The 12,616-nt window shown below is 36.5% G+C and carries 13 protein-coding genes; 2 read left to right on the top strand and 11 right to left on the bottom strand.

Annotation, left to right across the window (positions count from 1 at the left end; all coding sequences use genetic code 11):
• Nucleotides 1–60 precede the first annotated feature (60 nt).
• The gene (locus LV716_RS18550) at nt 61–411 is read right to left on the bottom strand and encodes a DUF6686 family protein (RefSeq protein WP_317167643.1); all 351 of its coding nucleotides are present in this window, start codon (nt 409–411) and stop codon (nt 61–63) included.
• Between the two features lie 140 nt (nt 412–551).
• Between LV716_RS18550 and guaB the strand changes: the two genes are divergently transcribed.
• Together guaB and LV716_RS12905 are read left to right on the top strand one after the other, a co-directional pair.
• Nucleotides 552–2,024, top strand: coding sequence for an IMP dehydrogenase (gene guaB, locus LV716_RS12900; protein ID WP_163418206.1), 1,473 nt, complete (start codon nt 552–554; stop codon nt 2,022–2,024).
• An 82-nt stretch (nt 2,025–2,106) separates the two neighbouring features.
• Nucleotides 2,107–3,237, top strand: a complete 1,131-nt coding sequence (locus LV716_RS12905) for a DUF819 domain-containing protein (protein WP_233759132.1) — start codon at nt 2,107–2,109, stop codon at nt 3,235–3,237.
• Between the two features lie 12 nt (nt 3,238–3,249).
• Here the strand turns inward: LV716_RS12905 and LV716_RS12910 are convergent, their stop codons facing one another.
• The 10 genes from LV716_RS12910 to LV716_RS12955 all read right to left on the bottom strand — a co-directional run bounded on the left by LV716_RS12910 (nt 3,250) and on the right by LV716_RS12955 (nt 12,407).
• Nucleotides 3,250–3,774: a DUF255 domain-containing protein gene (locus LV716_RS12910; protein ID WP_163418207.1), complete on the bottom strand. Its 525-nt coding sequence runs from the start codon at nt 3,772–3,774 to the stop codon at nt 3,250–3,252.
• A 355-nt stretch (nt 3,775–4,129) separates the two neighbouring features.
• Nucleotides 4,130–5,308, bottom strand: a complete 1,179-nt coding sequence (locus LV716_RS12915; protein WP_163418208.1) for a hypothetical protein — start codon at nt 5,306–5,308, stop codon at nt 4,130–4,132.
• 54 nt (nt 5,309–5,362) lie between these two features.
• On the bottom strand, nt 5,363–6,436 hold the full coding sequence (locus LV716_RS12920; RefSeq protein ID WP_163418209.1) for a family 16 glycoside hydrolase: 1,074 nt from the start codon (nt 6,434–6,436) through the stop codon (nt 5,363–5,365).
• A gap of 56 nt (nt 6,437–6,492) precedes the next feature.
• A complete protein-coding gene (locus tag LV716_RS12925) occupies nt 6,493–7,236 on the bottom strand; it encodes an AraC family transcriptional regulator (protein ID WP_233759133.1) in 744 nt (247 codons plus the stop codon).
• Between the two features lie 249 nt (nt 7,237–7,485).
• A complete protein-coding gene (locus tag LV716_RS12930; RefSeq protein ID WP_163418210.1) occupies nt 7,486–7,917 on the bottom strand; it encodes a cbb3-type cytochrome c oxidase subunit I in 432 nt (143 codons plus the stop codon).
• A gap of 99 nt (nt 7,918–8,016) precedes the next feature.
• Nucleotides 8,017–8,499: a hypothetical protein gene (locus LV716_RS12935; protein ID WP_163418211.1), complete on the bottom strand. Its 483-nt coding sequence runs from the start codon at nt 8,497–8,499 to the stop codon at nt 8,017–8,019.
• A 294-nt stretch (nt 8,500–8,793) separates the two neighbouring features.
• Nucleotides 8,794–9,240, bottom strand: coding sequence for a nuclear transport factor 2 family protein (locus LV716_RS12940; RefSeq protein ID WP_233759134.1), 447 nt, complete (start codon nt 9,238–9,240; stop codon nt 8,794–8,796).
• A gap of 84 nt (nt 9,241–9,324) precedes the next feature.
• Nucleotides 9,325–9,939, bottom strand: coding sequence for a Crp/Fnr family transcriptional regulator (locus LV716_RS12945; protein ID WP_163418213.1), 615 nt, complete (start codon nt 9,937–9,939; stop codon nt 9,325–9,327).
• 229 nt (nt 9,940–10,168) lie between these two features.
• On the bottom strand, nt 10,169–11,662 hold the full coding sequence (locus tag LV716_RS12950) for an amidohydrolase family protein (protein WP_163418214.1): 1,494 nt from the start codon (nt 11,660–11,662) through the stop codon (nt 10,169–10,171).
• A 385-nt stretch (nt 11,663–12,047) separates the two neighbouring features.
• The gene (locus LV716_RS12955) at nt 12,048–12,407 is read right to left on the bottom strand and encodes a nuclear transport factor 2 family protein (RefSeq protein WP_163418215.1); all 360 of its coding nucleotides are present in this window, start codon (nt 12,405–12,407) and stop codon (nt 12,048–12,050) included.
• Between the last annotated feature and the right edge of the window lie 209 nt (nt 12,408–12,616).

A 12,616-nucleotide genomic window follows, 5' to 3' on the forward strand; every position in this document is an offset into this window, starting at 1 on the left:
AAAGCGGCTGAATCCAATAGCCGCTTTCCAAACCTACTAACTCCTGAGAACACTTAGGAATTAGTTTTCTATGAATTGATAGTTTATGTCTTTGTGCTTTAATAACTTGATGGGTGAAAACTCAATATGCAACAAGTTCTTAATTTCGTCCAGTTCTTGTTTGTTTACCAATATCGTGAAAAACTTGTTTCCTACCGAAATTGGTATTTTTCGTTGATTCAGGGATTGAATGTAATTTTTTTCCCAATATGTTACATCTAACTGGAAAATGTATTTTTTAAAATTTTCAAGTTCCCATTCATAAAATTCAAAACATAAATTATTGAAGACCAACTGGAAAAGTTTACTGTGATTACAAAAAGTAAATAATCCGTTCTTAGTTTGGCTTAAAACTTCTAAAGATTGATACATAATGGGAGTATTATGTCATAAATATAATTATTATTTATAATGAATCTAAATAAAATGACATTAAAAACCAATGTGATTTCCTAAACATCTTATTTGTATTAAAATATGGTATCTTTGCACGCAATTAATTCGTAATTGCAATGGAAGCCCACCTAAAAAAGATTATTGGCGAAGGTCTAACGTACGACGATGTACTGCTTGTACCTGGATATTCTGAAGTACTGCCAAGAGAAGTCAACATTCAAACAAAATTCACTCGTAACATTACCATAAATGTGCCTATTGTTTCTGCTGCAATGGATACGGTGACCGAGTCGCAAATGGCAATTGCCATGGCTCAAGAAGGAGGTATTGGCGTCTTGCATAAAAATATGACCATTGAACATCAGGCAATTAAGGTCAGAAAGGTAAAAAGGGCCGAAAGCGGTATGATCATCGACCCTGTTACACTTCCGCTAGATTCTGTTGTTCGTGATGCAAAGGCCAATATGAAAGAACATAGCATTGGCGGAATCCCTATAGTTGATGAAGACAAAAAGTTGATCGGTATTGTGACCAACAGGGATTTACGATTTGAAAAGAATGATGATAGGCCCATTGCCGAAGTGATGACTTCAGAAAATCTGGTAACTGTTGGTGAGGGTACTTCACTTTCTGATGCTGAAGTAATTTTACAAGAAAATAAAATCGAGAAACTCCCGGTTGTTAATGATAAGTACGTGCTGGTAGGACTCATTACGTTTAGGGATATTACCAAATTGACCCAAAAACCTATGGCAAACAAAGACCAATACGGCCGCTTGCGTGTAGCTGCTGCCATTGGAGTTACGCCAGATGCCGTTGATAGGGCAGGGGCATTGGTGAATGCCGGTGTTGACGCTATAGTTATTGATACCGCACACGGTCATACCAAAGGAGTGGTAAATATTCTAAAAGAGGTAAAAAAATCTTTTCCTGAATTGGAAGTAATCGTAGGAAATATAGCTACAGGTGAAGCTGCTAAATATCTTGTAGAAGCAGGAGCAGACGCAGTCAAAGTTGGTATTGGTCCTGGTTCTATTTGTACTACTAGGGTTGTAGCCGGCGTAGGATTTCCACAGTTTTCTGCGGTATTGGAAGTTGCAGCTGCCATAAAAGGTTCCGGTGTTCCTGTAATTGCAGATGGTGGTATACGCTATACGGGGGATATTCCAAAAGCCATTGCTGCGGGTGCGGATACGGTTATGTTGGGATCACTATTGGCAGGTACAAAAGAATCTCCGGGCGAAACGATAATCTACGAAGGACGTAAGTTTAAATCGTATCGTGGAATGGGCTCTGTTGAGGCTATGAAAGAAGGGAGTAAGGACCGCTATTTTCAAGATGTTGAAGATGATATCAAAAAGTTGGTTCCCGAAGGTATCGTTGGCCGTGTACCCTATAAAGGAGATCTGTACGAAAGTATGCACCAATTTATCGGTGGCCTGCGTGCCGGTATGGGTTATTGCGGTGCCAAGGATATTGAAACGCTTAAAGATTCAGGGCGTTTTGTGAAAATAACATTTAGTGGTATTAACGAAAGCCACCCACATGATGTAACCATTACCAAAGAGAGTCCTAATTACAGTAGATAGCAACTAATAATTGACTATTTATAAATGTTGGTTTTATAGCTGGACAAATCAATTCACTTTGCTTATCTTTTAGGGATTAAAGATGAGTTTAGCCAACCCAGTTTATGTATTGACCGTTTTATGCCTCATGGTGATTTTATCATTTTATGCTGGCAGGACCAAATGGGGTAAACCCATGGGTGCGGCACTGTTGGTTATTGTTTTTACAGCCATTGTTGCTAACCTGAAGCTAATACCCTCCGCCTCGAATTCCATTCCGTTATATGACGCCATATTTGGTTATTTGGCTCCGATCTCGATATTTTTTTTGCTGCTTGGAGCTAATTTAACAGCCATAAAGAAAGCAGGGGCACCGATGATAGTTCTGTTTTTGATTGGCTCATTGGCCACAGTGCTTGGAATTGTTTGTTCTTGGTATTTAGTTTCGCCACAAGATATTTTAGGCGATGATGCAAAAGTATTGGCGGGAATGCTTACTGGAACGTATACCGGGGGTAGCATAAATTTTAATGCAGTTGCTTTGGCGTATAATTTTCAGGAAAAAGGGAGTTTATATGCGGGTACTATTGCCGTAGATAATGTGGTTACTGCTATTTGGGTGGTAGTGACAATAGCCATACCCGTAGTGTTTCGACGTTTTTTTAAGGACAAAAAAATTGGAGCCCCTACTTCCGCTAAAGATGAAACTGCTTCGGATACGCTGGATTTATATTCTTTGGGAATTCTTTTGGTCTTAGGTTTAACGGCATTCCTGGTATCTGAACTTATAGCCCATGTATTTCCTAAGATACCATCAATTATCACCATTTCCACAATAGGAATTATTCTGGCACAGTTTTCATTCATTACTAAGCTTAAGGGGAGTCGAACCCTGGGTTTATATTTGGTTTATTTATTTCTGGCGGTTATTGGCGCTTACTGTGAAATTGGAGCGGTCATAGCACTCAAGGAAATCGGGCTTACCCTATTCGGATTTACCTTATTGGCTGTGGTAGTTCATGGATTGTTCATTATCCTTTTTGGATTTATGGTATTTAAGGATTGGGATATGATTGCAATAGCGAGTCAGGCTAATGTGGGAGGAAGTACCTCTGCTATTGCTTTGGCTGAAAGCTTTAATCGTAAAGAACTTGTCTTACCTGCAATATTGGTAGGTACGTTGGGAAATGCCCTAGGGACTTACTTAGGATTTATGGTGGTATTAGTCTTATAGAATTTCAGTATTCTATTTTCCGGCATATGTTTGCCAATCTTGGTCCTTGTAGATATTATCCCCAAAGTAACGGGCAATCTGTAAAAAGGGCTTGACTTTTTGATAGCCTGGTACAGGGGAAAGCATTTTTAGATTTTCGTCCAAGAATACAACCGTGGGATAACTCATTTTGCCTTGTAGAAGTGCAGCGGCGAATTCATGATAGCCCCTTCTTCCAGAAGGTACATATTTAAAGGTCTTACCCTCATATTCAATTGGGTCTTTGCCTTCTGCATCAAGCTTGACCATATAAAAATTGTCCTGCATGTAGGCAGCTACTTCTGGATTTTGAAAAGTATCTTTATCCATTTTTTTGCACCATCCGCACCAATCCGTGTAAACATCTATAAAAATCTTTTTGGTATTTCCTTCGTTTTTGGTAAGTGCTACGGCCTCATCCCAAGATACCCATTGTACGTCTTGTGCTTGGGATTGGAATCCTGTTAAAAGAAAAAAAAGTAAGCCAATTTGGGTAAAGTAGGTAAAAATTGAGCGCATAGTTCTTTATTTTTTGAGGTTTAGTCCATCGACCAGTACAAAACTAACGAAAATTGTGCCAAAATAGTATTTAGAGCATGTAATGCTCACAAGCATGTTAGGTTGATATTAAAGTGGACTATCCTTCATTTAGGCAGAAAATTTATGAGGTTTTCAACAAAAATATGATGGGTTCATATGCTTCAGTAGCTTACCGGTATCGAATAGATAATTATATTCTCAACCGTTACATGAACACAATGACAACTGAAAATAGGTAGTATATCTTTTTCATACCCCAATGGTTAAGCTCTAACTATTTTCTTTTCTTTCTGGCCTTTACTATTTAGAGATAGGTAATTCTAAAAAAAAACCTTTACTTCTCCATATAAGCGAAGAAACCCCCAGAGGCAAATTGGCCATTTCTAACCTTTATTACCAATTGATTCTTCCCTTTTTTAAGAGAAATTTTCTTTTTCCTGCCTTTATGTTGGGGATTTTTCCAGAAATCGTACCAAGCATTCCAATCATTGTCTTTCGAAATATAGCCATCCCTGTAAACTCTTCCAACATCTTTTCCGTTCAAATAGAGTGTCAGTTCATCTGTGGTCGTAAAGTGCAATGTCGCAGTTTTATCTTTTTTGGCAACCAACGATGTACGAAAATATGCAACAGTGTTTTCTCCTTCATATTCAGTTATCCTGCCCGTAATTAAAGCACCTCTTGCATCTGTTTTAAAATTTTCCCAAGTAGGGCCTTCCTTATTTGTATCTATTGGGGTGTCATCATAACCTACAACTTGTTCAATGGCTAAATTGGGTTTTGTTACAGGGCCAAATACTTCCCATTTAGTTAACAACGAATCTGGTTCGTACGTTAGGGGTGGAATATTTTCTCCCTTGTAATTAAATTGTTCGATAGAGGTCACTTTAATGTTGTCAATCCATACATCTCCACCAGTAACTCTGGGTTGAAATCCTATTTTTCCTGATTTTAGTTCAAAGAGCCCAAAGGTTATTTTAGGCCTTTTCATATCATTAATATACAAATGGCAGGTTTCGTTGATGACTTCCATTTTAAACGTATGCCATTGTCCAATTTTAATGGCCTGATCTCCTTCTAGATTTGTTTTATACTCTTCGTATAAAAGTCGGGAAACATTGCCATCTCTCCATGGGTTTGCCCTTATGTAACTCCCATTGCCTTTAACGTACAAAAGACCAAAGTCCTCCCTTTTGGTCGTTTTTTTATAATTATAGATAAAGCCCAAATAATTATGCTCATTTTTAGGAAATAATAGTTGCCCTTCCACTTTTACTGAACCCCATTGATCGGAATCCTTGATTAAAGCCGAAACATTACCATTAGGCTTCAATGTAAGAACCTTTCCTTGTTTAGAATCTTGAGAATCAATTATTTCTACCGAGGTAACATTGTTTATTTCCCAACCTGAAAGATTTCCTTCAAAATCGTCTTCAAATAGTAGTTGAGCAATGCAAACTGTTGGGAGGAATACAACTACCAAAAGAATAATTTTAATTTTTACTATCATCATGTACTGCTTGTTGTATTATCGCTCAAACTGTTAACCCCTATATTGTTGTGCGTATTACTCCAGTTTAGCCATTAATCCCCAACCGTTGGCTTTATCTATGACAACGCAATGTATTTTATTGCTCCCTTTTTTAAGTGGTAAGTATAATGTGTTGGTGTCAATGTCCATATGTCCCATGTATTGTATCCCTTTGGCTCTAAAAGCGTTATTGCCCTCAAAAAGAATCTCGCCATTTAAATACACGATTATTTTGTCACTATAATCAAACGAAAGCAGTTTTGTTTCGTCATTTTCAGCACGTACGGTTGTAGATGCCACGATGTAGTCCTCTACATTTTGTTCAAAATTACCAGAAGAGGTTTTTTTTATGTATTTGGAAATTGGTAAAAGTCCTGACGATTCCGTTTCAACTGTAATGTATTTCTCTTTTGAAAATTTCTCAAAATCCAATTCTGCTTTTTTATAGGTTTTTGCTTTAGTGATTTCCCATTTTGTAACGATTGATGAATCAATAGGTGGAGTGCTTCCTGTTTCAGTTTTCGCTATGGCATCCTTGTGAGTGACCCTAAAGTTGGAAAACCTATTCGTGAACAATGCAAAAAGCCCAATTTCCCCACTATTTTGGTCTGTTCTAAGGTTATCTACTGTCATTACTTTTTTGTCGTTTACGAAAACCTCTGCACTTTGATTATTGACCTCAATGCGCAAGTTATTCCAACCTGTGTTCTTGAAGGTAACCTGAGCTTGGTATTCTCTATATAGCTGCCAATTGGACTCATTATTAAAGATGGGCGTATACTGAACAGCATCTACCTGATTGGATTTGTGCATTCTCATATATACTTCTTCCATAGTGTCGTCTTGCTTCCTAAAGGTGATGCCTGCAAAACTTCTGATCGAGTTGGCGTACACATCTACTTCAATAGTTCCGTTTGTGAAGGTTTTATTTTTAACGGTGGCTCTTCCACCATTTAAAATTAGTGATTCCCTGTTGTCAAATCTTTCAAATGAAGCTTCTTTTGGAATGTCCCAGTTAGAAGCGACCATATCAATTTTTGTGGTGGAATTTTGGGCGATGGCCAGTTGAAAACTCAATAATGTGATTAATGGGCAAAGAAATTTTTGCATGACTTTTTTTTACAAAATTCTGTTTGTTTATCTTCACTTACCTTATCAGTTGATTGCTAATTTCTATCATTTTGGTAATTATCCTTGTATGTGGAAGGACTAACACCTTCCATCTTTCTAAAAAACCGTGTCAAATTGTTGGGTTCGCTAAATTTTAAGGAATGTGCTATTTCGGCAATTGTTTTATCGGAGTATCGAAGTTCTGTTTTTACCTCTTGCAATAGTCTGTTATTGATTATTTCTTTTGATGTATGCCCGGTATGTTCTTTTACCATGGCATTCATTTGATGGCGTGTTATATGTAATAGATTACAATAATCTGCAACAGAATGTAATGTGCGAATATTCAGTTCGAGCAGTTCTTTAAACTTATAAATTATTGAATTTGATTGGATGTTGGGTGAAATATTGTAACATTTTGAATACAGCCGATTTAACTTTGACAAGGAGAAATATAAAAGTGAGCGTAATATATGAGAGCTATCATTTTGATAATTTTTTATCTCCGCAATGATTTCATCTAAAGCAAATCGTATAACATTGTAATCTTCACTAACCAATTGCAAGTATTGAGGGTATTGGTAATTATAAAAATACTGCAACCGATAAGCGAACAGTTTGTCATCAAAAAAATCAGATAAAAAGTCATTTTGAAAAACAAGATGAAAACCTTTAACTCCAGAAAGCGAAATTTTACAGCTTTTCTTTTGGAAGGGGCAGATGAAAAAAAAGCTGTTTTCTGCAACCTCCAATAAATGTCCGTTCAATTCAATTGTTCCACTGGCCTTTTCGAAAACCATGATCTCAAAAAAATTGGTTGTGTGAGGTTCAGGATCGAAAAAAACGTTTGGGTTTCCTTCAAATCTGTGAAGATCCATCAGTAATTCGAATCCGTACTTTCTTTTTTCAAAAATAAATGTTCGCAAATTGTAATTTTATTTTGCCAATTTTATGTGTTTAACAATAATTTTGGCTTTAAGTGGTTTTTTGTGAGGCCCCTTACCTTTTTTTGCAGCCTTCCCTGTTTTTAGGAACGGGGTAAAATTCAGTCATTCATTCTTCTTTTTTGTCAGTCCATAAATAATGTTAATCGGGAAAATCAATTGCCCTACGGTCATTAGCAAAACAATCGAAGTGATAATTAAAGTCAGATTATTATTGAATTCATATTCCATAATTTCAGTCCGATAAAACTTGGCTAAAATCCAGACAACTATAGTTCCGCCAAAAGTCAGTCCAATGTGAATCCAATTTAACCACTTTGATAATTTTCTTCCCACTTTTTGTATAATCCAATATCCAATTCCGATTATTCCGAAGAATGTGGAAATCAATATTGCAAAATGCAAATAAGTAATTACATAATAAGTATCGTGAACATTGATGTCCAATATAGCATCTCCACTCAAAATTCCAGTCAATAGTATTATTGGAATAGCAAGTAAAAAAATCAGATGTGGTTTTTCAATTAGTTTATTCATCCAACTTGTGGCGTTGGCCGCCCGTGTTATTCGAATTGATGCGCAGTGCGGCGGAGCATTAACTCGAACAGTTTGAGCAAAACGCGTTTTAGTGTATTTCTACACAGTGTTAGCATCTGTTATTAATTCTACTTTCAGCTTTCTAATTGTTTCAACTTTGGGATTAAGGCTTAATATCCCTATTTCGAAATCATAGATTTCATCATCTTTCATTTTTTTGATGAAATCCATTTTTGAGTCTGCTTGCCCAATTGCAATCCAAGGAAATCCATACTCTGTATCGGCAACATATATGACCAATTCTTTATTTTCAATTTCATATAGTTCGTCTCCAAATGTGTTTACTTGCATTTCACCCAAAAATTCCACTTTTGTATTTTCTTTATTAGTCCCTAAATTTTGAATTATGAAGCTCTCTAACAAAACCTCCTTCTTGGATTCAACATCTTTATTGGCTTGGTCTTCCTTAGTCTGGTTATAATTAGGGAATTCATTACGAGTGCATCTAATAAGAACATTTGTCTCTTTATTCTCATCAGATATGATTTTATACAAATAGAATATTTCTAATTCAATTCCCATTTTTATTGATGCTCATGATGCGGAAGGCTATGGTCCACTTTCCAGCAACAAGATATGGAATATCTTTGTTGGGTGGAAGTGTGCTAAGAGTAGTACGGGGAATTTTAAGCACGGACTTTTCGTCTGCCGCATAGCAAAGCCTTATATTGAGTTTTTATCGTTAAATTTTAAAACAAAAAATAAAGCTTTGCGGTCTTCGATCTATGCAGCTACTTTTCGGCAAGCACTAAATCCCCGTATTGCTTATAGCCATTGTTATCTACTGTCCTTTTCCACTGTTGAACATTGCAATAATCATTTCTTCTGCGTAGCCATATCGGTAATGATTTGCCATTCGTTTTCCGTGTTTTGCACCAAGAGAAATGTAACTGACTGCCCACCTTTTTCCGCTTTCAGTTCCGCTATGACCGTGGCGGAATGTTCTGCAATATCAATACTCTTAAAAACTACCTCGTATTTAGTTCCACCAATGACTTCTTTGGTAATTAGGGCTTTGTAGCCTTCCGCCGGAATTATCGATATTTTATCGGACGTTGGATATTTGTTGGCAATCACTCGAAAATTTTCGTGCAAAATATCGTTGTACATCGCCACATTTCGCTCTTCGCCAGCTTTGACAAAAGTTTCTATCACGCTTTTTATCTCTTTTTCCATTTTTATTGAATTGTTTTGTATTTGGGATTTACAACTTGTTGAGCTAAAGCAAATCATTGTAAGAAGTACCATTGATAATCTTTTCATATTCTTTTGAGTTTAAATTATGAACCAAAGTTATCTTTAGATATGAGGAAACTCTGTGACCAAAATCACAATCGGTTGAAAAAGTTATCTTTTTGCCCTTATTCGGCTTAGTGTTTCTCTTGCCAGACCTAAATAGGATGCCAAATAGGTCAGGGGTATGGTATGTAAGAGATTTGGTCTTTTGTTCTCTAAATATGCGTACCGTTCTTCGGGCTTTAAAGATTGAAGAACATATGATATTTCATTTTGACCGTTCAATAAATGTTCCAAAAGTTTGCGACCTAATCGCTCAAATGAAATAGATTTTTCATAGAGTTCGAGAAGTTTCTTTCTGCTTAAATGGAATAAGGTAGTGTCACTTAATGCAATAAGATTTTTTGTAGAAGGCGTTTGGGTTGTCAGGCTTTTTAGTTCATGGGCAAATTCCCTTTCCAAAAAGAAATTTTGATACATCTCCTTCCCTTCAATTGGCTCGAAAAGTCCAACCGCCCCTGAAATTAGAAAGTAAATCCCGTTATTGTAATTGCCAGATTTTAAGAGGTATTGTTTTTTAGCAAACTCCTTGTACTCGCAGACATTCAAAAAATCTGAAAACTCCGTATCGTTTAGGACATTAAATTTGTCCAATGTTTTTCGAAGTATGGTTTCATTCGCTGAGTACAATTCCTTTCCGCTTTGGTTCGCTGTAATACTATTCAATTTTAACTTTGATTTCTGTGATTATAGTCACAATCTATATGGTCTTGACTAAATTAATAAATTTCGATTTTACTAAGATTTTTATTGATTTTCAGAGTTGTAGCTTATGACCGGTGGTGGCAGCCCGCATTAGCACGAAATTTGGCAAGTACGCACCAGACTGAGAATTAGAGAGGATTTTTAGAAATAGACGATAACAAGCAATTGTTAATAACAATGTTATAGCCAGTTATTCTTTGACCTCTAAATCTTCTCTTTCGATAACTTTACCTCCAATAACAACTTTCTCTATAGCATCATATGCTTCAATATCCAGTAAAGGGTTTTTAGTCGTCATAAGTATGTTAGCTTTTTTCCCAACAGCCAATGAACCAGATAAAGAATCTAAATGAAAAGATTTGGCATTATTAAATGTAGCAGAGGCCAATATTTTATCTAAAGGAACTCCAGCTTCCTTCATTAATTTAAGCTCCCAATTTCCATTATGACCAGGTTGGTTGCTATAAATTGGGCCAGATGGCGTATCTGAGCCAAATAGAATTAGACCATTATTGTCAGAAAGGTATTTTAAGACCAGCATTGCATGAGCCTGTACCTTGTCATAGATGGTATGGATCTCTTCTACACTGAGTTCATCAAAAATTTCTTTGGCGAACCATTGTGCTTCCTCTGTTTTATACCATTCGATTAAATTTTTGGGGACTATCTTTTTTATGCCTGGCTGATCAAGAAATTCATTATCGGCCAATGCTTCCTCACCTTCAATAACCGTTAAGGTGGGGGTATAGCCTATTTGTTTTTGAATTTGTATATCCAATATGTTTTTTATTTCTGATGGAAGGGAGTCCCTTGGTACATCTTTGTACTTTCCCCAGTTCCATATTCCATGAGCTATAATGTCCACTCCTATGTTCACCAAAAACGAATGTGCTTCCAATGAATTGGCGTGAACAGTCAGGACAAGCCCATTTGAATGTGCTTCTGTAAGCAAATTTTCCATAATGCCCTTAGTTGGAACAGGTAACCCCATAATGCGCCCAAAACCTGATTCATAATATGATTTTACAGCAATGGCGCCAGAATTTTTAATGCGCTTGACAACTGCTTTGGGAGTATGATCGGTAGGATCATATTTATCTGGTATATTTTCTGCCTCACTTTCCATGTATATGAAATTTGGCACAGCATCAAATCGATATTCTTTAGGTGTAAAATTCATTGGGTAGCCATTTGCGACCGTAGCTCCTGAATATCCAACATGTAATAGATCGGGTTTTACTTCGTGCATGTTAAAAGAAGTGATGAGATCTTCGGATATGCCCCCAAGATCAATGATTGAGGTAAAACCATAATACAAATAGCTTCTAGGCATTTGGTCATAAAAAGCATTGGCTAGTTCAGGATATTTTTCTATGTGATGAGGAAGCATTCCTTGTACTCCTGGAATATGAACATGACTATCGATCAACCCTGGAATTACGAATTTTCCAGTTCCATCGATCTGTTCAAATGTTCCGCTTATACTTGGCTTGTTTTTGCCCACATAAACGATTCCATCTTTTTCAACCACTAAATGGCCTATATAAGGGCTGTAAGTGCCATCTTCTGTTGAGATTATGGTAACATTCGATATGTATACACCTTCCGTAAGATTCAGTTGTTCTTTATTGTCCTGACAAGAAAATAAAATTGTAGCATGTAGAATAGCTAGTAATTTTTTCATTGATCATCTTCTTTGGTTCTTTAACCGAGGACGATTATATCCTAAGCCTGTTACAGAATTTATAAGCCTTAACTGTTCTTTGGGCGATTGACCATAGTTTAAACTTATGGAAATCAAAGGGGTAATTATGAATACTATTTTTAGCATTGGTCTTGTTGTCTTTCTATAAGACGTAAATAGTATACTAATGGTTGCTCGCGTTTAGAATTTTATAAGTTCACCGACATTCTGAGCCATAATTGGCTACAACGGTCGCGGCTATGAGTAGTTGTGTGGTTTAGCAATTAATTTTGCAAGTAGACACTAAATTGAATATGCGAGGTGATTTTCAGAAGTGGGTGAGAACAAGCGATTACTTATAGCCTTTGGTTTTGCGTTCGTATTTTTATTCAGTCGGTATGGGTAGATTATGCATTTTTAAAAATGATAATTTATCCCAATATCCGCGCTGAAATTTAATTTTTCCATTAGTGACTTTAAAAAATCCACAACCTCTTAACCCCAAAGGGTCTTTCCATTCCAAAATAGCCCATTCACCATCCTCAAATATATTTTCAGGAATACAAGTCATATCTGCGGTATTAAATTCATCCGCAAACATTTTTCCAATTGAGCTTTTCCCTTCAACAGGTTCATTTGCTACCTGATGATTTATTGCGTCTGGATGATATAATTCGGTTATTTTTTCAGCGTTTCCTTCATTGAATAGTTTAACCCATTTCTCTATCAGTTCTTTCGGTGTCATTTCAGTTTGTGCTGTTTTTGCTTGTGCCTAACGGTATCGTGTATGATTAGTTGCGGATATTTTTAAAGGAAAATATCCACCCCAACGTAAAGATAATTGATTACAAGGATTTCCTTTTGAGAAATCGCTACCAATGAATTATGCACCGTGTTGGCAAACGTTTTTTTATTTGCCCAGATTGCAAATTTCAGTCAAAGGAACCTCCAAGG

It is taken from the genome of Flagellimonas sp. HMM57 (assembly GCF_021390175.1).
In the GTDB taxonomy this organism is placed as follows: domain Bacteria; phylum Bacteroidota; class Bacteroidia; order Flavobacteriales; family Flavobacteriaceae; genus Flagellimonas.